Origin of the sequence: Zoogloea sp. (genome assembly GCF_023150065.1) — a bacterium.
In the GTDB taxonomy this organism is placed as follows: Bacteria; Pseudomonadota; Gammaproteobacteria; order Burkholderiales; family Rhodocyclaceae; genus Zoogloea.
In genome coordinates this window covers 98,173-122,995 of the sequence record NZ_JAKLLN010000007.1, presented here as the reverse complement: position 1 = coordinate 122,995, position 24,823 = coordinate 98,173, and the positions used below count along the sequence as shown (strand labels likewise).

Here is a 24,823-nt window from a genome sequence, read left to right as displayed (position 1 = left end):
CGCTGTCACGGCTGCCCGCGGAGACGTCCTCGCTCCCATGAACATACTATTCATCTGCCACCGTTTTCCCTATCCGCCGGTCGGTGGGGCCAAGGTTCGCGCCTTTCACATGATCCGTCATCTGTCGGAGCAGGGGCACAAGGTCACCGTATGCTCCCTGGCCAGGTCGGAGGACGAAGTCGAGGAGGGCAGGGGGATTGCGCCTTTCTGCGCTGGCTTCGAGATGGCCACCGTGAAGGCGCCGGTGCAAGTGCTGCGGATGGTGGCCAGTCTGCCCACCTCGGGCTCTGCCTCCGAGGCCTACTTCTATTCCCCGGAGCTGCAGCGGCGCATCAACGGCTTGTTGAAGGACCGCCAGTGGGATCTCATCATCGTCCATTGCTCGTCGGTGGCGCGCTATGTGGAGAATGTGAGCCACATCCCCAAGCTGCTCGATTACTGCGACATGGACTCCCAGAAATGGCTTGAGTATGTGCGCTACAAGCGTTTTCCGGTATCGGCGGGATACTGGCTCGAGGGGCGCAAGATCTTGTCGGCCGAGAAGCGCATCGCCCGCAAGTTCGATCTGGGGGCGGTGGCCACGGTTGCCGAGCAGCAGACCCTGGACAGCTTCGGCACCGGCGTGCTCTCCGACTGGTTTCCGAACGGGGTGGATACGGCCTTCTTCTCCCCTTCGGCCGAGCCCTACGAGGCCAGCACCATCAGCTTCATCGGCCGGATGGATTACTACCCGAACGAAGAGTGCATGACCACCTTCTGCCAGGACACCCTGCCGCTCCTGCGGGCGGCCCGGCCTGATGTCCAGCTGATCATCGTCGGCGCCGAGCCCTCGCCCGGCGTGCGCAAGCTGGCGGAGCTCCCCGGGGTCACGGTGACGGGTTCTGTGCCGGATGTGCGCCCCTACGTGTGGCGTTCCGCGCTGACCATTGCTCCGCTGAATATCGCCCGGGGCACCCAGAACAAGATCCTCGAGGCCATGGCCATGGGGGTGCCGGTGGTCACCAGCTCCATCGCGGCCGGTGGGGTTGATGCCCAGGATGAAGCGCACTTTCTGGTTGCGGACACGCCGGCCGACTATGCCCGGGCGATCATGCGCATCCTCTCCAGTCCGGCCGAACGGCAGCGTCTGAGCCTTGCCGGGCGCGAAAGAATGCTCAGCCATCACACATGGTTGCGGGCCATGGGGCGTCTTGATGGTGTCATTGAGCGATGCATCACACGCTTTGCCGGTCGGCGGGGCTAAACTCGCGGGCGGTTGATGGCGCGGGTGCCTTGGGGTGCGCTGTCGTCGGCCGTCGTCGCACTCAATGAAAGAGCGTAATGGATGGTGATCGATATTCGGGCCTGCGCCTGACCGTAGTCGGGCCGCTTCCCCCACCCTCCGGGGGGATGGCCAACCAGTGCAAGCAATTGCTTGGGCTGCTCGAAGGGGAGGGGGCTCAAGTGGAGCTGGTGCGCACCAATGCTCCTTACAGCCCCGCCTTCGTCGGCCGGGTGCCCGTGTTGAGAGCCTTTGCCCGCCTCGTTCCCTACTTGCTGGCGCTCTGGCGGGCCAGTGGCCGCAGTGACGTGATGCATGTGCTGGCCAATTCGGGCTGGTCCTGGCATCTCTTCTCGGCGCCCGCGATCTGGATCGCGCGTCTCCGGGGCACGCCGGTGATCGTCAATTATCGGGGCGGTGAAGCCGAGCCCTTCTTTGCCGCTGCGCCGCGCTTTGTCCATCGCACCCTGGGCAGTGCGAGCGGCCTGGTCGTGCCGTCGGCCTTTCTCGAAGGCGTGTTTCGGCGCTTCGGGTTCGAGTCAAGGATCGTCCCCAACATCATCAACCTCCAGCGTTTTGCGGTGCCGCGCAGCATGAGTGGCGCGCGGCGCGCTCCCCATGTTGTGGTGACCCGCAACCTCGAGCCGATCTACGATATCCCTACGGTTTTGTCGGCCTTTGCCCTGGTGCTGAAGCGCATCCCCGAGGCCACCCTGACGGTGGCCGGCAGCGGTCCGGAACTGCAGAACCTGGAAAACATGGCCAGGACGCTGGGCATCGCAGGGGCAGTGACCTTCGCGGGGCGGATCGACAATGAAAAGATTCCCGCCCTCTATGCTTCGGCCGACCTGATGCTCAATCCGAGCACCGTCGACAACATGCCGATCTCCATTCTTGAGGCCTTTGCCAGTGGGGTGCCGGTGGTGTCCACCGATGTGGGCGGAGTGCCGTTCATTGCCGAGCACGGGCGTACCGCGCTGCTTGTTCCGGCGCGCGCCCCGGAGCGCATGGCCGAGGCGATGCTCGAACTGCTGCTCGACGAAGGTAAGGCGCAGCGCCTGTCGGCTGCTGCCAGCGAGGAAGTCAAACAGTACGCATGGCCGGTGATCCGCGAGAAATGGCTCTCGGCTTACCGTAGCGCCATGCTTGCCAAGGATTAATGGAAATGGGCCTGTATACGCGCTTGTGTTCGGGGGTGATCTTTCCGCTCCACGAGAAACTGAAATCCCATAACTCTGTTGAGCGTCTCCATGAACTGGAGAAGAGCCAGTACCTGCCGCGGGAAGAAATCCTGGCCATCCAGGCCGGGCGTCTGCGCAGCTTCCTGGTGGACATCGGCACCCATGTGCCCTATTTCCGGGACTTGTTCCGTGAGTTGAACTTCGATCCCAGCCAGTGCCGTGGCGTGGAGGATCTGCAGCGTCTGCCCTTCATGACCAAGCCGGTCATCCGCGAGCATGCGGATGCCCTGCGCGCCGACAACGCGGTGGCGCTGATGCGCTACAACACTGGCGGGTCGAGTGGCGAGCCGCTGATCTTCTACATCGGCAAGGAACGGAAGAGTCACGACATCGCCGCCAAGTGGCGGGCCACCCGCTGGTGGGACGTGGATATCGGTGATCCGGAAGTCGTGCTGTGGGGCTCGCCCATCGAACTGGGCGCCCAGGATCGGGTCAAGGCGGTGCGGGATCGCCTGCTGCGCACCTGGCTGCTGCCGGCCTTCGAGATGTCCGACGACAAGGTTCGCGAGATGCTGGCGACCATCCGTTCGCTGCGGCCGCGCATGTTGTTCGGCTATCCGTCGGCCTTCGCGCACATTGCCGAAAAGGCGCGGGCATGGGGGATCCCCATGAACGATCTGGGGATCAAGGTGGCTTTCGTCACTTCCGAGATGCTCTACGAGCACCAGAAAAAGTCGATCTCCGAGATCTTCGGCTGCCCGGTGGCTAACGGCTACGGCTCCCGCGATGCGGGCTTCATCGCTCACCAGTGCTCCCACGGCAGCCTCCACCTCTCGGCGGAGGACATCATTGTCGAGACGATCGATCCCGAAGGCCGGCCGGTGGCCCCCGGTGAGGCTGGCGAGATCGTCGTGACCCACACGGCGACCCGGGGCTTCCCCTTCGTGCGCTACCGCACCGGCGACGTCGGGGTGCTGGGCACCCAGGAGTGCAGTTGCGGCGTGAAGCTGCCGGTGTTGAGCGAGGTCCAGGGGCGTACCACCGATTTCGTGGTTGCCGCGGATGGTACGGTCATCCACGCCCTCGCCCTGATCTACACCGTCCGCGATCTGCCGGGCGTGCAGCGCTTCAAGATCATCCAGCACAGCCTTGATCGCACCGAGGTGATGGTGGTCGTCGATTCCCGCTTCGGTGATGGCGAGCGCCTACGCATCCGTCGTGATTTCGCCGCCAGGCTGGGTGAGTCGGTGCAGGTTGAAATTAACGAAGTGCCTGAAATCCCGCGTGAAAAGTCCGGCAAGAACCGGTATGTTGTGAGCCACGTCAAGCGTTGATCGCCCCGCTGTAGTCAGTTTCGGAGGCGGCAAGAGCCGATACTCGGCTGGTTCCCTCTGGTCCCCGGGTCTGACGCCGCCGCCCGCCGATTGATCGGTCTGCTCAGGGCGGCTTACTTTTCGTGTCAATCAGCCAGCGGCTAAGCCGCGTGCTCAAAGGATTGGATGGTTTTGATGAATAAGGGATTGTCACTCGCTTTGGAGGGGATGGGTTCCCTGCTGGGAGGCAACAGCAAGCGGCTGACCGTGCTTATCTTCCATCGGGTGCTTCCCGAGGTGGATCCCTTGTCCCCCGACGAAATGCACGCCGCCCGCTTCGACGCGCTGGTCGGCACGCTCGTGCAGTTCTTCAACGTGCTGCCGATGGATGAGGCCCTGTCCCGCCTGCAAGCCGGCACCCTGCCGACGCGCTCGGTAGCCATCACCTTTGATGATGGCTACGCCGACAACTACACCATCGCCTGTCCCATCCTGCTCAAGCACGGCGTCAAGGCGACCTTCTTTGTGGCAAGTGGATTCCTGGATGGCGGCATCATGTGGAACGATGTGGCACGGGAGGCGCTGCGCGGTTTCCAGGGGGACAGCCTCGATCTGGGCTGGCTCGACCTGGGGGTCTGCTCCGTGGCGACGGAAAGCGAGCGTCACAGGTTAACCGAGCGCATTCTGCCGAAGCTCAAGTACCTCACCCCGGAGGGGCGCCAGCAGGCCCTTGCCCGATTCGTGACCGAAACCCGCGCCGTGGTTCCCCGTGATCTGATGATGACGACTGCCCAGTTGCAGCGACTCCAGGCTGCGGGGATGGAGATTGGCGGGCACACCATGGATCACCCGATTCTTGCAGTCCTCTCGGAAGACGAGGCACGACAGCAGATCGCCGACAACCGGGCTCACCTGACCCGTCTGCTGGGGCGGGCGCCGCGCTATTTTGCCTATCCCAATGGACGCCCCGACCAGGACTATCAGGCGGTCCATGCACGCATCGCCAGGGAGCTTGGCTACGAGGCTGCATTTACGACCACCTATGGCTCCGCCGGGCCCGAGTCGGGCATGTTCGAATTGCCGCGTTTCACCCCCTGGGACAGGGATGCCCTGCGCTTCTCCCTGCGTCTCGGGCACAATTTCTTCAGGGGCCATTCCCGGCGCCTGCTCGCAGATGAGGCCCTGGTTTGAGCTTCGCTTTCCTCTCCGTGTTTCCGGGGTCTTTCCCGTCAAGAGCGATCACTGTCGGGGGCGCCAATGCGTGACCTGCTGATCGTCCTGTTTGTGCTCTGGGTGCTGCCGAAGGCAGTCCGCCATACGTATGTGGCGGTCAATCTGTGGACCTGGATCAGCATCATGAACCCCCACCGGCTGACCTATGGGTTTGCGCTGGATTTCCCCTTTGCGGCCATCGCCGCGGTGGCTGCGCTCGTTTCCCTGCTGGTGACGAAGGATGAACTCAAGCTGCCGGGTGAGAAGCCTGTGATCTTCCTGATCCTCTTCCTGATCTGGATGTGCATCACCACAGCGGCGGCCTACTATCCTGCGGATTCGTTCATTCAGTTGAAGAAGGTACTGAAGATCCAGTTGATGACCCTGATTGCGCTTGCAGCGATCAAGGAGAAGAAGCACATCGACTGGTTCATCTGGGTAAGCGTCATCTCGATCGGCTTTTATGGTCTCAAGGGTGGATTCTTCACCATCTCCACCGGTGGCAATGCCCGCGTCTGGGGGCCGCCAGGGGGCTTTATCGAGGGCAACAACGAAATTGCGGTGGCGCTCATCATGACGATTCCGCTGATGAATTATCTGCGGATCATGGCCGAGAACGTCTGGGTCAGGCGGGGGCTTGTCATCATGATGCTGTTGTCTGCCGCTGCGGCGCTGGGGACTCAGTCCCGAGGGGCGTTGCTGGCGCTGGCAGCGATGGGCGCGGTGATGTGGATGCGGTCCGAGCGGAAGCTCGCCATGGGGATCATCGTCGGCTTTGTCGCCGTTGGGCTGGTCGCTTTCATGCCCTCCGCGTGGGAAGAGCGGATGAGCACCATCGCCGAGTACGAGCAGGATGGCTCTGCCATGGGGCGTATCAATGCCTGGTGGCTGGCCTTCAATATCGCCAACAGCCGTATTACTGGGGCGGGCTATGAAGCCTATAGTGGAGAGCTGTTTGCGGCCTTTGCGCCCAACCCGCTGGATATTCACGTTGCGCACAGTATCTATTTCTCGGTGCTCGGCGAGCATGGCTATATCGGGCTCGTCCTGTTCCTGTTGCTCTGGTTGAGCACGCTGGGGGTCGCCCGGCGTCTGCGTTCCGAGACACGCAATATCGAAGAGCTTAAGTGGCTGTTCAATCTGGCGGGAATGTGTCAGGTTTCGCTTGTCGGCTATGCAGTCGGGGGCGCATTCCTCAGCCTTGCCTACTTCGATCTGCCTTTCAACATCATGGTCATGCTGGTAGCGGGTTATGGATGTCTGGTGACATACCGGCAGCGTGTGGGAAAGGAGGCTGGTCCTGCGACGGCCAAGGCTGGTCTTCCTTCCTCGCTGCAGCGAGCAGATATCTCGTCGTCCGGATAGAGGCCCTCCGCGAGTGCCGAGCCATTCCGTTGTCGATCATTCGTACAAGCCTTGACGGGCTGTGCCTGCCCGCTGCTGGAACCTGGAATAATTCAAAATGAAGATGCGTACATTGTGGTTTTCCGCCCTGGTTGGCTGTGTGCTGGCCGGGCCAGTCTCGGCTCAGCTTGGTCTGCCTCCCGAATGCGGGACGCTCAAGAATGCCTATGGCCCCTATGATTACCGCACGTCACTGGGAACCGAGCAGCTTCACGTTGTCGAGGCCTTTCACTTTGACTCCAACGTGGAGAACCTCCGGAAGGGCATGTCCGGGACCCTGGGGGGAGATATCGGCTATACGCTCAGAGCCTTTCCCAATCACCACAGGGCGTTGATGTCGATGCTCAGGTTGGGATACATGCTCAAGGCTCCCAAGGCACCGGGCGCTCCGTTTTCGGTTGTCTGTGCGCTGATGCGTGCGGAGGCTTTCCAGCCTGAGGACGTGATGGTCAAGGTGATCTATGGGCATCACCTCCTCAAGCAGGGGCAGCGGGCTGCGGCGCTCGATAAGCTCAATGCAGCCCACGCCAGCAATGCCAAGGATGCCAATGTGGCTTACAACCTCGGCCTCGCCTACTTTGATGCGGGCGATTTCGGCAAGTCCCTGGAGAACGCCCATGAGGCTTACCGGCTGGGCTTCCCCTTGCCCGGTTTGCGTGACAAGCTGAAGCGCGCAGGCAAATGGAAGGATGCGCCCGCTGCTGTCGAGCCCGTCAGCCAGGGCGCCGAGGCATCCCTGCCGGCTGGGGAGGCGGCCGGCACCCCAGCGCCTGAAGCGGCTGGCAAGGCCAACTGAGGCGCGGAGGGGCTGCCTGTACAATCTGATGGTTTTGGATTAGCATGGCAGGCAGTATTTATGTACCAAACGGCGGCGAAAGTCGCCGTTTCGCCTTTCTGGCGCTTGGGCCGCGCAGGCGCCAAGGCCAGGGAGGATCAACGAAACAAGGTTCTCCATGTCTCATTTGATGAACACCTACGGGCGGCTTCCTGTGGCCTTCAGCCACGGAGAAGGCTCTTGGCTGTTTGATCTCGCGGGCAAGCGTTATCTGGACGCGCTCTCCGGCATTGCCGTGACCACGCTTGGGCACAACCATCCCCGACTCGTGAAGGCGGTGGCCGAGCAGGCCGCCCGCGTCATCCATACCTCGAATCTCTACGGTATTCCCCTGCAGGAATCCCTCTCGGACAAACTGGCCGAACTGGCGGGAATGGACGAAGTCTTTTTCTGCAACTCCGGCGCCGAGGCCAATGAGGCTGCGATCAAGCTGGCCCGTCTGCATGGGCATGGTCGAGGCATTGCCGAGCCGGCCATCGTGGTCATGGAACAGTCCTTTCATGGGCGTACCCTGGCGACTCTGTCAGCAACGGGGAACAAGAAGGTCCAGGTGGGGTTCGAGCCCCTTGTTGGCGGGTTCGTGCGCGTCCCCTTCGATGACCTGTCTGCCCTTGAAGCGGCGGTCGCCGGCCGTGATGACATCGTCGCGATCCTGGTCGAGCCGGTACAGGGGGAGGGCGGTATACGGGTTGCCCATCAGGCTTACCTGCAGGCTCTGCGCGCCCTGTGCGACGAGCGCCAGTGGCTCCTGATGTTCGATGAAGTGCAGTGTGGCATCGGGCGTACCGGAAAATGGTTCGGGCATCAGAACGCGGGTGTAAAGCCTGATGTGATGACCCTGGCCAAGGGGCTGGGTTCCGGTGTGCCCATCGGTGCATGTCTGGCTGCAGGGCGTGCCACGGGCACCTTCAAGCCGGGTAATCACGGCTCCACCTTTGGTGGCAATCCTCTGGCCTGTGCCGCAGCACTGACCACGCTTGCGGTCGTCGAGGACGACGGTTTGTTGTCCAACGCACTTGTTGTGGGTGGTCTGATTCGCAGTACGCTTGCCAGGGCACTGGAAGGGGTCGGTGGCGTGGTGGATATCCGCGGCGCCGGCCTGATGATAGGTATCGAGCTCGACCGCCCCTGCGGTGCCCTCGTGACCCAGGCCCTGGAAGCCGGCTTCCTGATCAATGTGACCGCGGACAGGGTTGTCCGCCTTCTGCCGCCGCTGAATTTCAGCACCGCAGATGCTGCGACGCTGGTGGAGGGACTGGCGGCGCTGATCAGGAAATTTCTCGCAGCACAATAACCAAGAACGAGTGCCATGAACGCACCGAGACACTACTTACAGTTCAAAGACTTCTCTCGCGCCGAGTACGACTATCTTTTTTCCCGCACGCGCTGGATAAAAGACAGGTTCAAGCGCTATGAACCCCATCATCCCCTGTTCGATCGAACGTTGGTGATGATCTTCGAGAAGGCGAGCACGCGCACGCGACTGTCTTTCGAGGCGGGCATGCAGCAGCTTGGCGGTTCGGCCATCTATCTCAATACCCGTGATTCCCAGCTGGGGCGCGGCGAGCCTGTAGAGGATGCGGCCCAGGTGATCTCGCGGATGAGCGACATCGTGATGATCCGTACCTTCGAGCAGTCGATCATCGAGCGCTTTGCCGAGTATTCCCGTGTGCCTGTGATCAATGGCCTGACCAACGAGTACCACCCCTGCCAGATCCTCGCCGACATCTTCACCTTCATCGAGCATCGCGGGCCCATCCAGGGCAAGACGGTGGCGTGGGTTGGGGATTCCAACAACGTGTGCAACACCTGGCTGCAGGCTGCCGAAGTACTCGATTTTCAGGTGCGTGTTTCGACGCCGCCGGGTTACGAGGTTGAGCCGGAACGGGCCGGCTTGTATGGCACCGGAAATTTCGTGCAGCTCGATGATCCGATGGAGGCGTGTCGTGGTGCCGATCTGGTCACCACTGACGTATGGACCAGCATGGGTTTCGAGGCCGAGAACGAAGAGCGGATGCGTGACTTTGCCGACTGGCAGGTGGACGCGGACATGATGAAGGTGGCCAATCCGGGCGCCGTTTTCATGCACTGCCTGCCAGCCCATCGGGGTGAAGAGGTTTCGGCCGAAGTCATCGACGGCCCCCAGTCGGTCGTCTGGGACGAGGCGGAGAACCGCCTGCATGTACAGAAGGCGCTGATGGAGTTTCTTCTCCTCGGCAAGATCGACGGTGACTGCGCCTGACGCAGTCTATTGATTTCAGAAACATTTACTCATTTTCGGAAAGCGGGACATGAGCGACGTAAAGAAGGCGGTGCTCGCCTATTCGGGCGGGCTGGACACCTCGGTGATCCTCAAGTGGTTGCAGGACACCTATCAGTGTGAAGTGGTCACTTTCACGGCCGACCTGGGGCAAGGCGAGGAGCTCGAGCCGGCCCGTGCCAAGGCACTGCAGTTTGGCATCAAGCCCGAGAACATCTTCATCGACGATCTTCGTGAAGAGTTTGTCCGTGACTTCGTGTTCCCGATGTTCCGCTGCAACACGGTTTATGAGGGTGAGTACCTGCTCGGTACGTCGATCGCCCGCCCGTTGATCGCCAAGCGCCAGATCGAGATTGCCCGTCAGACCGGGGCGGATGCCGTCTCCCACGGCGCAACCGGCAAAGGCAACGACCAGGTCCGTTTCGAACTCGGTTATTACGCCCTTATGCCGGGTGTGAAGGTCATTGCCCCGTGGCGTGAGTGGGATCTGCTGTCCCGCGAGAAGCTGCTGGCCTATGCCGAAAAGAATGGCATTCCCATCGAGATGAAGCACAAGCAGGGTGGCTCCCCGTATTCCATGGATGCCAATCTGCTCCACATCTCCTTCGAAGGCCGTCACCTGGAAGATCCGGCTGCCGAGGCCGAGGAGTCCATGTGGCGCTGGACGGTCTCTCCGGAGGCTGCGCCCGATGCTGCCGAGTACGTCGATCTGGAGTTCGAGAAGGGTGACCTGGTCTCGATCAACGGAACCCGCATGAAGCCGCACGAGCTGCTGGCCAAGCTCAACGAGCTGGGTGGCAAGCACGGCATCGGTCGTCTTGATTTGGTGGAGAACCGCTACGTGGGCATGAAGTCCCGCGGCTGTTACGAAACCCCGGGCGGTTCCATCCTGCTGCGCGCCCACCGTGCCATCGAATCCATCACCCTGGACCGCGAAGTCGCCCACCTCAAGGACGACCTGATGCCGCGTTACGCCAGCATGATCTACACCGGCTACTGGTGGTCTCCCGAGCGGCTCGCCCTGCAGGCGCTGATCGACCAGACCCAGCTCACGGTCAATGGCTGGGTGCGTATCAAGCTGTACAAGGGCAACGTGATCGTCGTGGCCCGGGATTCGAAGACCGACTCCCTGTTCGACCCGACCATTGCCACTTTCGAGGATGATCAAGGGGCGTACAACCAGAAGGACGCCCACGGTTTCATCCGCCTCAACGCCCTGCGCATGCGGATTGCTGCAAATGCCAGGAACAAGCGGGGCTGATTGAGCGGCATGGATCCCACCGCACCCCTGTTTTTCGGGCTGACCGTCGCAGAGTTCGAGGAGATTTCTCTCCAGGTCTGCGTCGGAGGCCTGATTGCCTACATGATTTTCATCATCGGCCAGCTTGCCTGGGAGTCCAAGGCGGGCAAGTATGGTGCGATCTGGATGTTCGTGGGGCTTGGTGTCGGTTTTATCGGCTTCATGGCCAAGGGCATCATCCAGCGTCTGCTGGGTATCGAATAAATTTAGGAAGTGATCTGAACATGACTCAGGAAATTCAGTTCGACGGCGTGTCCGTCGTCAAGAAAGCCAACGTTTATTTTGACGGCAAGTGCGTGAGCCACACGGTCATTCTGGCCGACGGCGTACGCAAGTCGGTGGGCGTCATCCTCCCGTCCACCCTCACCTTCAACACCGGTGTGCCCGAGATCATGGAAGGTGTGGCCGGCAGCTGCCGCGTTCGTCTGAAGGGTGAGTCCGAATGGAAGACCTACGCCGCAGGCGAGTCCTTCAACGTGCCGGGCAATTCCAGTTTCGATATCGAAGTGACGGGCGAGGCCTATCACTACGTCTGCCACTTCGCCTGATCGGGAGCCTGCCATGCCGTCATTCGACATTACCTCCGAAGTCGATATGGTTGCATTGCGCAACGCCGTTGAAGGGGCCAACCGCAAGATCACCGGGCGTTACGACTTCAAGGGGACTGATGCCCGGGTCGAGCAGGCGGAGAAGTTGCTGACGTTGCATGCCGACAGTGATTTTCAGTTGGAGCAGATGCTGGCGATCCTGTTGCCTGAAATGACTGCCAAGAAAATCGATGTGCGCTGCCTCAAGCACGGGGACGTGCAAAAGGTGAGCGGCAACAAAGTGAAGCAGGAACTCACCGTCAGAGTGGGGATCGAACAGGAGCAGTCCAAGAAGATCGTCAAGCTCATCAAGGACAGCAAGCTCAAGGTTCAGGCATCCATTCAGGGTGAGGCTGTCCGTGTTTCCGGTGCCAAGCGGGATCTCCTTCAGGAGTGCATCGCTCTGGTGCGCAAGGACATCACGGACTTCCCGCTGCAGTACGGCAATTTCAGGGACTGAAAAGATGAATATCTCGTCGGCGGCGTCGACTTCCCAGGTGCAGACCCAGGACGCAGTGTCCGTTGCGATGCTGCGCAAGACGCTGGATCAGCAGCAGGCCATGGCCGCTCAGATGATTGCGTCGCTGCCGCAGCCGGCCTCGGTGCCCGATCCCACGGCAACGGTCGGGCGGTCGGTCGATACTTACGCCTGAACGGCATTGTTTTTCAGATGCATACGAAGGGCCAGCCTTGAGTGCTGGCCCTTTTCGTATCAGGCCGCTGGAAGGCCCTGAAGCCACCTCGTGTACAGCACTTCCGCATGCTTGCTCAGGGTGGCGAGTCGTCGGTCGATGTCGATGGCCATCTCGGCAGGAGTCTGGACGGTATCGGCGGGGCTGGCGTCCCTGATTTCTTCGGCGCCGCTCTCGCACCAAGCCTCCACCATTTCCCGTTTCATCTCCACGTGGCACTGCATGCCGAGATGTTTGCCGAGTACGAAAGCCTGATTGGCGCAGACTGCGCTCTCCAGAATTCGTGTAGCGCCCTCGGGAATCGAGAAGGTTTCGCCGTGCCAGTGGAAGCTCTCGAAGCCTTGAATGTCGCCAAGCCATTGGCGGGCCACGGGTGAATCGACGACCTTGACCTTGCCCCAGCCGATTTCCTTGACGGGATTCCTGCTCACTGTTCCGCCGAGGGCGCGGCTCATCAGTTGCCCGCCCAGGCAATGGCCGATGACCGGCTTGTCTGCTGCCATCATCTGGCGGATCAACTGGAGCAGGGGAGGGATCCAGTCCAGCTGATCATTGACGCTCATCGGCCCGCCCATCAGGCACAGCCCGGCGAAATCGTCGGCGGAGCTCGGGACAGGTTCTCCCGCATCAATCCGGATCAAGGTCCAGGGGCGGGAGTGCCGTTCCAGGAATGTGGCAAAATGGCCCGGACCTTCCGTCGGGCTATGGCGAATGACTGCTATCGGTTTCATGTGGGATTTCCGTTTTTTTCGCTCCTTTCAGTTTATCGGTCTGATCCTGGCTTGTGCAGCCAATCCTGCGCTGGCAACCGAGGTTGCTCTTGCCGGGGTCTTCCCGGGCAAGGCCTTGCTCGTCATCAACAACGGTGCGCCCCGCAGTGCGGGGGTGGGAAGTACGACGGAGGGGGTGCGGGTGCTTGCTGTCGATGGGCAAGGTGCGACCCTCGAATTTGACGGTCGGCGTCACAGGCTGGTGGTCGGCGAACATGCGGTCAGCGTCGCAACGCCTGCCGGCGCGGGGGCGCCATCCCTTGTCATTCATGGGGATAGTCGCGGCCACTTTAATGTGGCGGGCGCGGTCAATGGGGTTGAAGTACGGTTTCTGGTCGATACCGGGGCGACCTCTGTCGCCCTGGGGCGCTCGGATGCCTTGCGGGCAGGAATCGAGTTTGTCAAAGGTGAGCCGTTAACCATGCAGACGGCCAACGGACTTGTCCGTGGCTGGGTGGTGTCCCTGGACAAGGTGCGGGCTGGAACGCTTACGCTGCGCAACGTGCCCGGGGTTGTGATCGATGGTGAAATGCCCTATGTGCTTCTTGGCATGAGCTTTCTCAACCGCATGGACATGCGGCGGGAGGGCGCGGCCCTTCACTTGCGACAACGTTATTGACAGCCGATTAAATGGACAGCAAACCGCATTCTTCGGTCGCACACTCGGCAGACTGGTGGCGCCAGCAATTCTCCTCTGCAGGGGGGTATGAATCGCCGGCAGAGGACGGCATTGCCCCCGGGCCCTTGCGCCCCGCGGCGGTCCTTGTTCCCATCGTCCTGCGCCAGCCGGAACCTACCTTGCTGCTGACGCGCCGTACGGATCACCTGCATCACCATCCCGGGCAGGTGAGTTTCCCCGGCGGGCGCGTCGAGGAGCAGGACAGTTCTCCGATCGAGACAGCCCTCAGAGAGACCGAGGAGGAGATTCGCCTGCTCCGTCAGCACATCGAATTGCTGGGCTGTCTGCCCCAGTATCGCACCGGGACCGGCTTTGACGTGACGCCGGTGGTCGGGCTGGTCACACCCCCCTTCGAGTTGGTGCCTGACGAGTTCGAGGTTGCCGAGGTTTTCGAGGTGCCCTTGTCCTTTCTGCTGGATGTGAACAACCATCAGCTGCATCGGGCCGAGGTGCGTGGCCGGCTGCGGGAGTACTACGCGATGCCCTACGGCGACTACTTCATCTGGGGCGCCACCGCCGGGATGATCGTGAGTCTGCAACGATTCCTGGATCGATGAGCGAACGCCATTTGTAATGGGTTGGTTTGATGGTATCTTGCGTCATCCCCAATAGGAATGAACAATGAGGGTCGCTCAAGACCCCCCGTCGCATGACCCTGTTTTCGCTGATCGTCGCACTCCTTCTGGAGCAACTTCGCCCGCTGCCTGTCGCACGTTTTGTTCAGGCTCCCCTGAAGGTTTTTGCCCGTTTCCTGGAAGATCGTTTCAATGACGGGGAGTCACGCCATGGTGCCGTTGCCTGGTGGGTAGCCATCCTGGCCACGTGCTTCGGTTCGGCACTGGTGTATTTCGTGCTGTGGCACGTCAGCCCCGTTCTCGGGGTGCTCTTCAATATCCTCATTCTCTATCTGACCATGGGCTTTCGTCAGGTCAGCCACTTTTTCACGGATATCCAGCTCGCGTTGCGCATGGGGGAAATTCCGCGCGCACGGCAACTGCTCGGCGAGTGGCGCGGACGTCGTCATGACGACTCGAGCTCCAGCGAAGTGGCGCGTCTCGCCATCGAGGAGGCTCTTGTGGCCTCCCATCGCAATGTATTCGGCGTGGCCTTCTGGTTCATCATACTGCCGGGGCCCAGTGGTGCCATCCTCTACCGGTTGGCCCGTTTCCTCGACGAAGAGTGGGGCCGTCAGCGGCGACTTGATCCGGATTTTGGTGCGTTTGGTGACTTCCCGTCCCGCGCCTTTGCCATGCTTGACTGGCTCCCCGTGCGTCTGACTGCGGCAGCGTTTTCCGTGGTCGGTGACTTCGAGGATGGCGTGTACTGCTGGCGGGCCCAAGCCAACCAATGGAAGGACAAGGCTTCCGGTATACTGCTTGCCAGTGGCGGCGGCGCCTTGGGTGTTCGGCTTGGCATGCCGATCCATGAGTCGGGAGAAGTCGTAGAGCGACCGGAAATGGGGGTCGGTGATGATGCCGATGCCGATTTCATGCAGAGCACTATCGGCCTGATCTGGAGAACCCTGGTGCTGGTGATGTTGCTGCTGGCGCTCTTGGGTATCGCGGGTTGGGTTGGTAATTAATCGTAATAATTCTGAGGAGGAATACAGATGGCTAGTCGCGAAGTAGTCGTATTGAGTGCAGTTCGTTCCGCTATCGGTGCTTTTGGTGGTGCCCTGGCTGATTTCGACGCCAGTGAGCTGGCCGGCATCGTCATGAAGGAGTCGGTTTCCCGCTCCGGAGTGGATCCGCAGCTGATCAACTACATCACCGTCGGCAACTGTATGCCCACCGATTCCCGCTACGCTTATGTTTCCCGCGTCGCGTCGATCCAGGCTGGCCTCCCCATGGAGTCCGTGGCCATGCAGGTGAGCCGTCTGTGCTCCTCCGGTCTGCAGGGCATCGTTACCACCGCTCAGAACATTCTGCTGGGTGATGCCGATTACGGCATCGGTGGTGGTGTCGAAGTCATGTCCAAGGCCAGCTACCTTCTGCCCGCACTGCGTTCCGGTGCCCGCATGGGTGACACCAAGGCCATCGACAGCATGGTTGCCGTGCTGACCGATCCGTTTGGTGTTGGTCACATGGGCATCACGGCCGAGAACCTCGCCGCCAAGCACGGCATCAGTCGTGAAGAGCAGGATGCCTTTGCCGTTGAGTCCCAGCGTCGTGCTGCGGCCGCCATCGATGCCGGTCACTTCCAGTCCCAGATCGTTCCGATCGTCAAGCAGACCCGCAAGGGCGACGTGGTGTTCGATACCGACGAGCATCTGAAGCGTGGTACCTCCATGGAGTCCCTCGCCAAGATGAAGCCGGCCTTCAAGAAGGACGGTACCGTCACCGCGGGCAACGCTTCCGGCATCAACGACGGCGCTGCCTTCTTCGTGCTGGCCGACGGCTCCACCGCTGTCAATGCCGGTTACAAGCCGATGGCACGTCTGGTGTCCTACGCTATCGCCGGTGTGCCGAACGACATCATGGGTGAAGGTCCGATCCCCGCGTCCCGTCTGGCCCTCAAGAAGGCTGGCCTGACGCTGGATCAGATGGACGTGATCGAGTCGAACGAAGCGTTTGCTGCCCAGGCTCTGACCGTCATGCGTGTCCTTGGCCTGGATCCCGCCAAGACCAACCCGAATGGCGGCGCCATTGCCCTCGGCCACCCGGTCGGTTGTTCCGGTGCGTTCATCGCAACCAAGGCTATCTATGAGCTTCAGCGCACCGGCGGTCGCTATGCGCTGGTGACCATGTGCATCGGCGGTGGCCAGGGTATCGCTACTGTCTTCGAGCGCATCTGATCCTTATTTGCGCCTGATTCAGGGCCCCACCAGAAATGGTGGGGCCCTGTTTATTTGGGCTATCGGGATCCAGAATAAATGTCTTGCCAAGAGGGTTTGTTTTCCCATAAAATCCATGGCTTTACTGCATTTCTTTCAGGATTACTAAAAGATGGCCAACTCGGCACAAGCCCGTAAGCGCGCCCGGCAAGCTGTTAAGGCTCGCGCCCTCAACATGAGTCTGCGTTCCCGTCTGCGCACTGCTATCAAGGCTGTCCGCAAGGCGGTTGACGGTGGCGACAAGCAGGTCGCTCAGCAAGTTTTCGTGTCGTCCCAGCGTACGATCGACAGCATTGCTGACAAGAAGATCATTCACAAGAACAAGGCTGCTCGCCACAAGAGCCGCCTCTCTGCCGCCATCAAGGGCATGGGGGCCGTGGCCGCCTAATACGCGAGCCTGGGGTGGTTGTGGTTTCGCCACCCATAGCGATGAGAGCCTGAAAGGCCGTCGCGATAATGCCGTTCAGCTAGCGCTGAGCGGCATTTTTATTTTGTGGGGCAGGTAAGAGTGCCTACCTGTGGGCAAACAAAAACGGAGGCCGAGGCCTCCGTTGGTTCGATGACTGTGCTGCGTTCGGTTGGTCAGGCTCGAGGTTCAGGCGGCCGGATTGAACCGTTTCGTCGTCAGGCGGCTTCCTGGATCAGTGGGAAGGAAACCGGGCCGCAGGTAGGGTGGATGGAGGAGGCGCAGGCTTGGCCGACCGCTTCATCCAGGCACTGTTTGGCGCATTTGGCACAGCGCCCGCACTCTTCGGTTACACCCAGTTGAGTCCGCAGGTCGCGGAGGCGCCGTGCGCCGGCATTGACCGCTGATTCGATGTGCTTTTCCGTTACCGCTCGACAGACGCAAACATACATTGTTGTGTTTCCTTCAAACAGCCTTGGGTGCACATACGCCGGAATGCTGCGCTGATAGGCCTGTGCCGGTTCTTGAGTGGACCATCTATTTCATTTGGTCAGAATCAGCTTGCCTGCACGCGTGGCTCTCAATGCATAAATCATGCCTTCGTGCTCGATGTAAACGCAGGGGCGATTGTTGAACAGATCCCTGCTGCGGATCGGAGCCTCGATCTCGCCCAAGACTTCAGAAGACGGGGTGTCTGGTCTTTGGGTGGGCAGCGAAGGAGCAGGTCTGTTCACGTTAATACTAAATAGAATGAGAATAATTCGTATTAGACAGACAAGACCGGGCCAAGTCAACAAGGATGCAGCGCGTACTCCGCACTGTTGAACGCTAACCCGCGTTCGTTAGCCTGATACATCGAACTTCTGTGCTGCCGTTTCGGCCCGATGGGTGGGCGGAGTAGAATCGCGACCTTTCTGCCCGACCGTCTGCTTACCCCATGCCACTGATTACTCTTGACGACGCCTGCCTCGCATTCGGCCATGTTGCCTTGCTCGACAAGGCGGCCTTTCAGCTCGATGCTGGCGAACGTGTGGCCCTGATCGGGCGCAACGGCAGCGGTAAATCCAGCCTCCTGAAGGCTCTGGCTGGTCAGGCTTCCCTGGATGATGGGCGTCTGTGGCGCCAGCCAGGCGCGCGGATTGCATATGTTCCCCAGGAGGCGGATTTTCCCCTTGAACGGAGCGTCTTTGAGACGGTGGCCGATGGCCTGGGGGACGTGGCGCGGCTTCTGGTGGAGTACCACGCAGCCATGCTGGCCGTGGCCGAGGATGGTAGTGGCGCTGCCCTTGCGCATCTGGAGGAGATCCAGCACCGGGTCGAGGATGCCCAGGCCTGGCGGATGGAGCAGAAGGTGGAACAGGTGCTGGCGCAGCTTCGCCTGTCCGGGGAGGCGCGGGTAGGAAGCCTTTCGGGGGGGGGCATCAAGCGGGTTGCATTGGCGCGTGCCCTGGTCGGCGAACCGGAAATGCTGCTGCTTGACGAGCCGACCAACCACCTGGATATCGACGGCATCCTGTGGCTGGAGGAATTGATTCGGGATTTTCCCGGTGCGGTGGTGGTGATCACCCACGACCGGGTCTTTCTCGACAACGTGGCCACGCGCATTGTGGAACTGGATCGCGGTTTGCTGAGCAGCTTTCCCGGGCGCTTTAGTGAGTACCTCACCCGCAAGGCTGAGCATCTTGATGCGGAGGAGAAGGCGAATGCCCGCTTCGACAAGTTGCTGGCCCAGGAGGAAGTGTGGATTCGCAAGGGGGTGGAGGCCCGTCGGACGCGCAATGAAGGGCGTGTGCGGCGGCTTGAGGCCCTGCGCCGGGAGCGCAGCGCGCGTCGTGAGCGTTTCGGCAACGTCAAGCTGGCCCTGGACAGGGGGGAAGGCAGCGGCCAGATGGTGGCCGAGCTCGAGCACGTGGGCAAGACCTTTGGCGAGCGGCAGATCGTGCGGGACTTCTCCACACGCATCCTGCGTGGCGACCGTATCGGCCTGATCGGGCCCAATGGTGCCGGCAAGACCACCCTGCTGAAGCTGATCCTGGGAGAGCTCGAAGCGGATGAAGGGCGGATTCGCCGGGGAACGCGGCAGACCGTGGCTTACTTTGACCAGCTGCGCGCCCAGCTTGATCCGGACGCGCCGTTGACGGAAGTCATCAGCCCGGGGTCGGATTACGTGGAGATTGCCGGCCACCGCACGCACATCATCGGCTACCTGGGGGATTTCCTGTTTTCTCCCCAGCGTGCCCGGTCGCCGGTCAAATCCCTGTCCGGGGGAGAGCGCAACCGGCTCCTGCTGGCTCGTCTGTTCGCCCGCCCGGCGAATGTGCTGGTGCTGGATGAGCCGACCAACGATCTCGATATCGAAACCCTTGATCTGCTGGAAGATCTGCTCGCCCAGTACGATGGTACGGTCTTCCTGGTCAGCCACGACCGGGCCTTTCTCGACAATGTGGTCACCCAGGTGATCGCTGCGGAAGGGGAGGGGCGCTGGAAGGAATATGCGGGCGGCTACGATGACTGGCTGCGTGTGCGCAAGTCTGCGGTGACGGCAACTGCGCCTGTGGCGCCGAAAGCCCCTGCCGTCAGGAAGGATGCGCCCGCGCCGGCTGCTGCTGCGCCTGTCAAGCTGAGCTGGAAGGAGCAGCGCGAACTCGAGGCCCTGCCGGATCGCATTGCCGGGCTGGAGGCGGAGCAGGTTCAGCTTCAGGCCAGGCTGAACGACCCCGCGACGTATCGGGACAGTGCCCAAGAGGTTCCGGGTTTGAACGCGCGCCTGCAAGCGCTGGAGTCTGAGGTTGAAGCCGCGATGTTGCGCTGGGAAGAGCTGGAGTCTCGGGGTAGCAAGTAGGTTTGGTCAGGTGGCCGGGGGCAGGGCGCCCTCAGGTCGGCCTCCGGCCTGAAGCAGCGCCTCCATCGCCTCATGAGGCACTGACAGGCGGTGGAGCAGGCTCTCCCGGCCAATGTGGAGCAGGGCTTCGATTGCCGCCAGATCATCGGGAATGGCGGCGTTGTCCCAGCCCTGGGCGGTATGTCGTGCAAGACTCGTTGCCAGTTGCACCGTGCGTACACGCGGATTCTGGATCTGCCGTTCGTCCATCATCGAAATCAGCAGTTCGGGCAGGTGCCACTGGCGTACCAGCGCCAGCTGCAGTTCCCGCGCGGAGAAGTTGAACACGGCCCGCTGTGCAGCCCCGGAGCGCAGGTTGCGGTCAAGCCGCTGGGTTTCGTAAACCTGGAGCGTCAGGTCCGGGGCAAAGCTCCAGCACAGGATGTCGGTCACTTCCGACAGCAGCGCAGCCACGGTGATCTCGTCTACATCCAGATCGTGCCTCAGGATCGCCCAGTCACGGGCATAGCGTGCCGCCCGGCGTGCCCGGCCGATCACCTTCAGGACACCGACCAGCGCCCTGGGATGGCCCGCGATATGGTTCTCCACCGTGGGGAGATCTGCGAACTCCCGCAGGAAGGGCGAGATGCCCATCATCATGATGGCGCGTTCGATGGTCGTGATGTCGTGATTCTGGCGAGCCCGGCGGTGGGCTTCGATGTGGATCAGGACCCGCAGGGTCATCATCGGATCACTCAGGACAAGGGCTGCAACGGTGCGTCCGTTGATGCTCTCCTCCTGTTCCCGCATGGCCTGGAGCTCCTTGACCGTATGCTTCAGGACGGGAATGGGCTCATTGCCGAAAAACGCCAGATAGGCATCAAGGGTGTCGAAGGCTTGGTTGATCAGGGCCATAGTCTCATTCCGGCGGGCGATGATTCCATTTACGGCACGGAGGCTGCGGGATTGAGGCGCCGGGCCGGTGTCCGGATGCAGGGTCGGTGCCGGGGCTATAATCGGCAGACTAACAACAGGAGCGCCTTCCGGGTGCCCATTCAAGAGGAGAAAAGCATGTCCACCGTCGCATCCCCCTTCAAGGCTTTCGTGATCCGTCAGGATGAGAGCCGCAAGGTGTCTTCGGCCATGGAGACACTTTCCGTGGACGCCCTCGATGCAGGTGAGGTCCTTATCAAAGTGGCTTACTCGAGCGTGAATTACAAGGATGCCCTGGCTGCCACGGGTGCCGGAAAGATCATCCGCCGCTTTCCCTGCGTGGGCGGGATCGATCTGTCGGGGACGGTGGTGGAGAGCGCCGATCCCCGCTTCAAGACGGGCGATGCTGTGATCGCCACCAGTTTCGATATCGGTGTGGCGCACCATGGTGGCTATGCTGAATACGCGCGGATTCCCGCGGGCTGGGTTGTGCCGCTGCCGGTGGGCCTGTCGCTTTTCGATTCCATGGCGCTGGGGACTGCTGGATTTACGGCGGCGCTGGGGGTGGTGCGCATGGAAGACAATGGCCTGCGCCCCGAGAACGGTCCGGTGGTTGTAACTGGCGCCAGTGGCGGCGTCGGCGGTCTGGCCATCGACATGCTCGCAGGGCTGGGCTACCACGTCGTCGCCCTGACCGGCAAGGCGCAGGAGGAGGCCTACCTGAAGGAGCTTGGTGCGGCGGAGATCCGCCTGCGGGACACCATTGACCCTGCCAAGACCCGTCCGCTCGATGCCGGCCTGTGGGCGGGTGCGGTCGATAACGTGGGCGGAGACATTCTGGCCTGGGTGCTGTCCACCATGAAACAGGCCGGTACGGTGGCGAGCATCGGCAACGCCCAGAGCATCAACCTGCCGACCACGGTGTTCCCCTTCATCCTGAGGGGCGTGAGTCTGCTCGGGATCGATTCCGGCTACATGGGCTTTCCGACCCGGGCGAGGGTGTGGGAGCGCCTGGCCACCGATCTCAAGCCGCGCCACCTGGCTTCGATGACCCGGACGGTGCCGTTTGCCGATCTGCCGGGGGTTTTTGATGACTTCATCGCCGGGCGGGTCAAGGGGCGTACCGTGATTGCCGTAAATCCATAAAGCCCATTTTGAGCGAGTCCAGCATGACAGAAGACAACGATCAGGCCCTGCCCAGGGTCTTGATCATCGACGATTCCCGGATGGTGCGTGCGTCCATCATCCGGCACGTGCGGGACCGCTTTGAAGTGCGGGAGGAGGCCGACGGCGAAGCCGGCTGGCAGACCTTGATGGTGGATCCCACCATTCAGGCGGTGATCACCGACATCGGCATGCCTCGGCTGGATGGCTATGGCCTGCTCGAGCGTATCCGCCGCAGCCGCATCTCCCGCATCAACACCTTGCCGGTGGTGGTGATCTCCGGGGACGATGAACCGGATGTGAGGGTCAAGGCCAAGAGCGCCGGAGCCACCGATTTCATTTCCAAGAGCATCGGCAACGTCGAGTTGCTGGCGCGTCTGGAGGCCCTGACCCAGCTGGCCCGCACCCAGCGGGATCTGGAGGAAAGCCGGGCCGCCCTGGCCACGGCCAGCCCCACCGACCCCACCTCCGGGCTGGCCACACCGTCCTATCTGCACTACCACGCAGCCCAGGAGCTGTCCCTGGCCCAGCGGCGGCATGGGGATCTGTCGGTGATGGTCATCGAGATCGACCAGTTCGACACCCTGATCGCCCGCTATGGTGCGCATGTGGCGCAGCTGGTCAATCGCAAGCTGTCCAAGATCCTCGCCACCAAGCTGCGTCAGGAAGACACGGTCGCCGAACTGGCCCCGGCGCGTTTCGTGATCGTCTCGCCGAGTACCAACATGGACGGCGCCTGTGCCTTTGCCATGCGTCTGCGGGCGGCCATCGATCACATCGTGATGACCTATCGCGAGGAGCGCATCCGCATCCAGATCACCATTGGTCTGGCTGCCGCCGAGCCGGGCAAGACCCAGACCGTCAGCCACCTGATCGGTGTGGCGGTGCAGCGTATTGCAGCAGGCAGGGCCGAGGGCGGCAACCGGGTGATGGGCGAGAAGGGCGAGGTCACGCCCGACATGATCAGCGTACCGACCCGTGCGTCGGTCAGCATCGACCAGTACCTCCTCCAGCTACGCACCGCGGGTCTCGACCCCCGTTTGCGCAAGCAGCTTCCCGATGCCATACGGACACTCTTGCCGCTGCTGGAATTGATAGAATCCGAATTCCCTTCCGGTCTGCCGCTCGCCACCCTCGCGCGCGTTGCAGAAGCCGGTCTGGTGAGTGCAGCACCCAAAGACGAATAACAAGGCGGGCGCCACGACGCATCGCCATCCTACGCAGTGGTTTGACTATTCGAAAAAGGGAGAGGAACCCATGGCTTCATACCAGGAATTTCACAAACGCTCCGTCGAAGACCGCAACGGCTTCTGGGGCGAGCAGGCACAGCTGGTCCACTGGAACAAGCAACCCGAACAGGTCTACGATTTTTCCAAGCCGCCCTTCGTCAAGTGGTTTGTCGGCGGAGAAACCAACCTTTGCTACAACGCGGTCGATCGCCACGCCGAAACCAACCCGAACGGCAAGGCACTGGTCTACATCTCCACCGAGACCGACGAAGAAAAGATCTACTCCTTCTCTGAACTGCGCACCGAAGTCATGCGCATGGCAGCGATCTACCAGGAGCTGGGCGTAAAGAAGGGCGACCGCGTCCTGATCTACATGCCGATGATCGCCGAAGCCTGCTTCGCGATGCTGGCCTGCACCCGCATCGGCGCCATCCACTCGGTGGTGTTCGGCGGCTTCGCCTCCCACTCCTTGGCAACCCGCATTGACGATGCCAAGCCCACCGTGATCGTCTCCTCCGACGCCGGCATGCGTGGCGGCCGTCCGGTTCCCTACAAGCACCTGCTGGACGAAGCCATCGGCCTGGCCGAGCACAAGCCGGCTGCCGTGCTGATGGTCAATCGTGGCCTCGACAAGGCAATGAACGTCGTTGCCGGCCGTGACGTGGATTACGCTACCCTGCGCGCCAAGCATATGGATGCCCAGGTTCCCGTCACCTGGCTCGAATCCTCCGAGCCCAGCTACATCCTGTACACCTCCGGCACCACCGGCAAGCCGAAGGGCGTGCAGCGTGACACCGGCGGCTACGCCGTGGCGCTGGCCGCGTCCATGAAGCACATCTACTGTGGCAACCCGGGCGAGACCTTCTTCTCCACCTCCGATATCGGTTGGGTGGTGGGTCACAGCTACATCATCTACGGCCCGCTGATCAACGGCATGGCCACGATCATGTACGAAGGCACCCCGCTGCGTCCTGACGCCGGCATCTGGTGGAAGATCTGCCAGGAGCAGGAAGTCACCGTGATGTTCAGCGCCCCGACCGCCATCCGCGTGCTCAAGAAGCAAGATCCCGCCTTCCTCAAGAAGTACGACCTGTCGAAGCTTCGCGCCCTGTACTGCGCCGGCGAGCCGATGGATGAGACCTCCCACAAGTGGATGATGGATGAACTGGGCATCCAGGTCATCGACCACTACTGGCAGACCGAGACCGGCTGGGCCATGCTGTCCCTGATGCCCGGTGTCGAGAAGCAGGAAGTGCAGCTTGGCTCCCCCGGCTTCCCGGTGTATGGCTACGACGTTCGCCTGTTCCGCGACGACGGTTCCGAGTGCGGCCCCAACGAAAAGGGCATCGTCGGCGTGGTGCCGCCGCTGCCCCCCGGTTGCCTGTCCACCGTGTGGGGTGACGACAAGCGCTTCGTGTCCACCTACTTCACGCTGTTCCAGGAGCCGCTGGTCTACTCCAGCTTCGACTGGGGCATCAAGGACGATGCCGGCTACTACAAGATCCTCGGCCGTACTGACGACGTGATCAACGTGGCCGGTCACCGCCTCGGTACCCGTGAAATCGAGGAAGCCGTCCAGGCTCACCCGGCGATTGCCGAAGTGGCCGTGGTGGGCGTGGCCGATCAGCTCAAGGGCCAGATGCCCATGGCCTTCGCCGTGGTCAAGGATCCGGCGTCGGTGGATACCCCTGAAAAGGTGGTCGAGCTCGAAAAGGCCGTCATGAAGCTGGTGGATGGCAGCCTCGGCGCCATCGCCCGTCCGGCCCGGGTGCACTTCATCTCCGGTCTGCCCAAGACCCGTTCCGGCAAGATGCTGCGTCGCTCCATCCAGGCGCTGGCCGAAGGCCGTGATCCGGGCGATCTGACCACCATCGAAGATCCTTCGACCCTCGAGCAGATCAAGACCGCGCTGGCTGCCAAGTAAGCCGCCCGCTGTTCTGCCG

General features: G+C 61.7%; 26 protein-coding genes. 22 read left to right on the top strand and 4 right to left on the bottom strand.

Features of this window, described 5'->3' with window-relative positions; translation table 11 throughout:
* Positions 1-37 precede the first annotated feature (37 nt).
* The 13 genes from L6Q67_RS10730 to L6Q67_RS10670 all read left to right on the top strand — a co-directional run bounded on the left by L6Q67_RS10730 (position 38) and on the right by L6Q67_RS10670 (position 12,006).
* Positions 38-1,243 carry a TIGR03087 family PEP-CTERM/XrtA system glycosyltransferase gene (locus L6Q67_RS10730; protein ID WP_296569001.1) on the top strand — a complete coding sequence of 402 codons (1,206 nt, stop codon included), beginning with the start codon at positions 38-40 and terminating at the stop codon, positions 1,241-1,243.
* A 77-nt stretch (positions 1,244-1,320) separates the two neighbouring features.
* Positions 1,321-2,421 (top strand): glycosyltransferase family 4 protein, encoded by a 1,101-nt coding sequence (locus L6Q67_RS10725; protein WP_296568999.1) that lies wholly within the window; start codon positions 1,321-1,323, stop codon positions 2,419-2,421.
* Positions 2,422-2,426: 5 nt separating this feature from the next.
* Entirely contained in the window at positions 2,427-3,776 is a 1,350-nt protein-coding gene (locus tag L6Q67_RS10720) for a phenylacetate--CoA ligase family protein (protein ID WP_296568997.1), read from the top strand.
* A 207-nt stretch (positions 3,777-3,983) separates the two neighbouring features.
* Complete coding sequence (locus tag L6Q67_RS10715; protein ID WP_296568994.1) at positions 3,984-4,946, top strand: polysaccharide deacetylase family protein; 963 nt, start codon at positions 3,984-3,986, stop codon at positions 4,944-4,946.
* 66 nt (positions 4,947-5,012) lie between these two features.
* Positions 5,013-6,332, top strand: coding sequence for a putative O-glycosylation ligase, exosortase A system-associated (locus L6Q67_RS10710; RefSeq protein WP_296568992.1), 1,320 nt, complete (start codon positions 5,013-5,015; stop codon positions 6,330-6,332).
* 97 nt (positions 6,333-6,429) lie between these two features.
* Positions 6,430-7,167 carry a hypothetical protein gene (locus L6Q67_RS10705; protein WP_296568989.1) on the top strand — a complete coding sequence of 246 codons (738 nt, stop codon included), beginning with the start codon at positions 6,430-6,432 and terminating at the stop codon, positions 7,165-7,167.
* Positions 7,168-7,324: 157 nt separating this feature from the next.
* The gene (locus tag L6Q67_RS10700; protein ID WP_296568986.1) at positions 7,325-8,500 is read left to right on the top strand and encodes an aspartate aminotransferase family protein; all 1,176 of its coding nucleotides are present in this window, start codon (positions 7,325-7,327) and stop codon (positions 8,498-8,500) included.
* A 15-nt stretch (positions 8,501-8,515) separates the two neighbouring features.
* The gene (argF, locus tag L6Q67_RS10695) at positions 8,516-9,448 is read left to right on the top strand and encodes an ornithine carbamoyltransferase (RefSeq protein ID WP_296568979.1); all 933 of its coding nucleotides are present in this window, start codon (positions 8,516-8,518) and stop codon (positions 9,446-9,448) included.
* Positions 9,449-9,497: 49 nt separating this feature from the next.
* Positions 9,498-10,727, top strand: coding sequence for an argininosuccinate synthase (locus L6Q67_RS10690; protein ID WP_296568976.1), 1,230 nt, complete (start codon positions 9,498-9,500; stop codon positions 10,725-10,727).
* 9 nt (positions 10,728-10,736) lie between these two features.
* On the top strand, positions 10,737-10,970 hold the full coding sequence (locus L6Q67_RS10685) for a DUF2788 domain-containing protein (protein ID WP_296556317.1): 234 nt from the start codon (positions 10,737-10,739) through the stop codon (positions 10,968-10,970).
* Positions 10,971-10,984: 14 nt separating this feature from the next.
* Positions 10,985-11,314, top strand: a complete 330-nt coding sequence (locus L6Q67_RS10680) for a pyrimidine/purine nucleoside phosphorylase (protein WP_296569243.1) — start codon at positions 10,985-10,987, stop codon at positions 11,312-11,314.
* Between the two features lie 13 nt (positions 11,315-11,327).
* A complete protein-coding gene (locus tag L6Q67_RS10675) occupies positions 11,328-11,813 on the top strand; it encodes a YajQ family cyclic di-GMP-binding protein (RefSeq protein WP_296568974.1) in 486 nt (161 codons plus the stop codon).
* A 4-nt stretch (positions 11,814-11,817) separates the two neighbouring features.
* Entirely contained in the window at positions 11,818-12,006 is a 189-nt protein-coding gene (locus tag L6Q67_RS10670) for a YjfB family protein (RefSeq protein ID WP_296568970.1), read from the top strand.
* Between the two features lie 59 nt (positions 12,007-12,065).
* Here L6Q67_RS10670 and L6Q67_RS10665 read toward each other — a convergent pair whose 3' ends face one another.
* Complete coding sequence (locus tag L6Q67_RS10665) at positions 12,066-12,776, bottom strand: type 1 glutamine amidotransferase (protein WP_296568966.1); 711 nt, start codon at positions 12,774-12,776, stop codon at positions 12,066-12,068.
* On the opposite strand from L6Q67_RS10665, the gene L6Q67_RS10660 reads away from it, so the two are divergent.
* The 5 genes from L6Q67_RS10660 (at position 12,757) to rpsT (ending at position 16,715) form a co-directional block, all read left to right on the top strand.
* Positions 12,757-13,434, top strand: coding sequence for a TIGR02281 family clan AA aspartic protease (locus L6Q67_RS10660; RefSeq protein ID WP_296568964.1), 678 nt, complete (start codon positions 12,757-12,759; stop codon positions 13,432-13,434). The genes L6Q67_RS10665 and L6Q67_RS10660 overlap by 20 nt on opposite strands.
* A 110-nt stretch (positions 13,435-13,544) precedes the next feature.
* On the top strand, positions 13,545-14,051 hold the full coding sequence (locus L6Q67_RS10655) for a CoA pyrophosphatase (RefSeq protein ID WP_296569241.1): 507 nt from the start codon (positions 13,545-13,547) through the stop codon (positions 14,049-14,051).
* 92 nt (positions 14,052-14,143) lie between these two features.
* Positions 14,144-15,076, top strand: coding sequence for a CobD/CbiB family protein (locus tag L6Q67_RS10650; protein ID WP_296568961.1), 933 nt, complete (start codon positions 14,144-14,146; stop codon positions 15,074-15,076).
* A 27-nt stretch (positions 15,077-15,103) separates the two neighbouring features.
* Complete coding sequence (locus tag L6Q67_RS10645; protein WP_296568958.1) at positions 15,104-16,288, top strand: acetyl-CoA C-acyltransferase family protein; 1,185 nt, start codon at positions 15,104-15,106, stop codon at positions 16,286-16,288.
* Between the two features lie 151 nt (positions 16,289-16,439).
* Positions 16,440-16,715: a 30S ribosomal protein S20 gene (gene rpsT / locus L6Q67_RS10640; protein WP_296402856.1), complete on the top strand. Its 276-nt coding sequence runs from the start codon at positions 16,440-16,442 to the stop codon at positions 16,713-16,715.
* A gap of 236 nt (positions 16,716-16,951) precedes the next feature.
* Here the strand turns inward: rpsT and L6Q67_RS10635 are convergent, their stop codons facing one another.
* The gene (locus L6Q67_RS10635) at positions 16,952-17,185 is read right to left on the bottom strand and encodes a (2Fe-2S)-binding protein (protein ID WP_296568957.1); all 234 of its coding nucleotides are present in this window, start codon (positions 17,183-17,185) and stop codon (positions 16,952-16,954) included.
* A 90-nt stretch (positions 17,186-17,275) separates the two neighbouring features.
* The gene (locus L6Q67_RS10630; RefSeq protein ID WP_296568954.1) at positions 17,276-17,467 is read right to left on the bottom strand and encodes a hemin uptake protein HemP; all 192 of its coding nucleotides are present in this window, start codon (positions 17,465-17,467) and stop codon (positions 17,276-17,278) included.
* Between the two features lie 203 nt (positions 17,468-17,670).
* Between L6Q67_RS10630 and L6Q67_RS10625 the strand changes: the two genes are divergently transcribed.
* Positions 17,671-19,575 carry an ATP-binding cassette domain-containing protein gene (locus tag L6Q67_RS10625; RefSeq protein WP_296568952.1) on the top strand — a complete coding sequence of 635 codons (1,905 nt, stop codon included), beginning with the start codon at positions 17,671-17,673 and terminating at the stop codon, positions 19,573-19,575.
* Positions 19,576-19,581: 6 nt separating this feature from the next.
* Here the strand turns inward: L6Q67_RS10625 and L6Q67_RS10620 are convergent, their stop codons facing one another.
* On the bottom strand, positions 19,582-20,469 hold the full coding sequence (locus tag L6Q67_RS10620; RefSeq protein WP_296568950.1) for an HDOD domain-containing protein: 888 nt from the start codon (positions 20,467-20,469) through the stop codon (positions 19,582-19,584).
* A gap of 156 nt (positions 20,470-20,625) precedes the next feature.
* On the opposite strand from L6Q67_RS10620, the gene L6Q67_RS10615 reads away from it, so the two are divergent.
* Genes L6Q67_RS10615 through L6Q67_RS10605 form a run of 3 tightly spaced genes read left to right on the top strand, consistent with a single transcriptional unit; the run spans position 20,626 to position 24,804 of the window.
* Positions 20,626-21,633: an oxidoreductase gene (locus tag L6Q67_RS10615; RefSeq protein ID WP_296568947.1), complete on the top strand. Its 1,008-nt coding sequence runs from the start codon at positions 20,626-20,628 to the stop codon at positions 21,631-21,633.
* Positions 21,634-21,656: 23 nt separating this feature from the next.
* Complete coding sequence (locus tag L6Q67_RS10610; RefSeq protein ID WP_296568944.1) at positions 21,657-22,838, top strand: response regulator; 1,182 nt, start codon at positions 21,657-21,659, stop codon at positions 22,836-22,838.
* Entirely contained in the window at positions 22,816-24,804 is a 1,989-nt protein-coding gene (locus tag L6Q67_RS10605; protein WP_296568941.1) for a propionate--CoA ligase, read from the top strand. The genes L6Q67_RS10610 and L6Q67_RS10605 overlap by 23 nt, the downstream gene beginning before the upstream one ends.
* Positions 24,805-24,823: the final 19 nt, after the last annotated feature.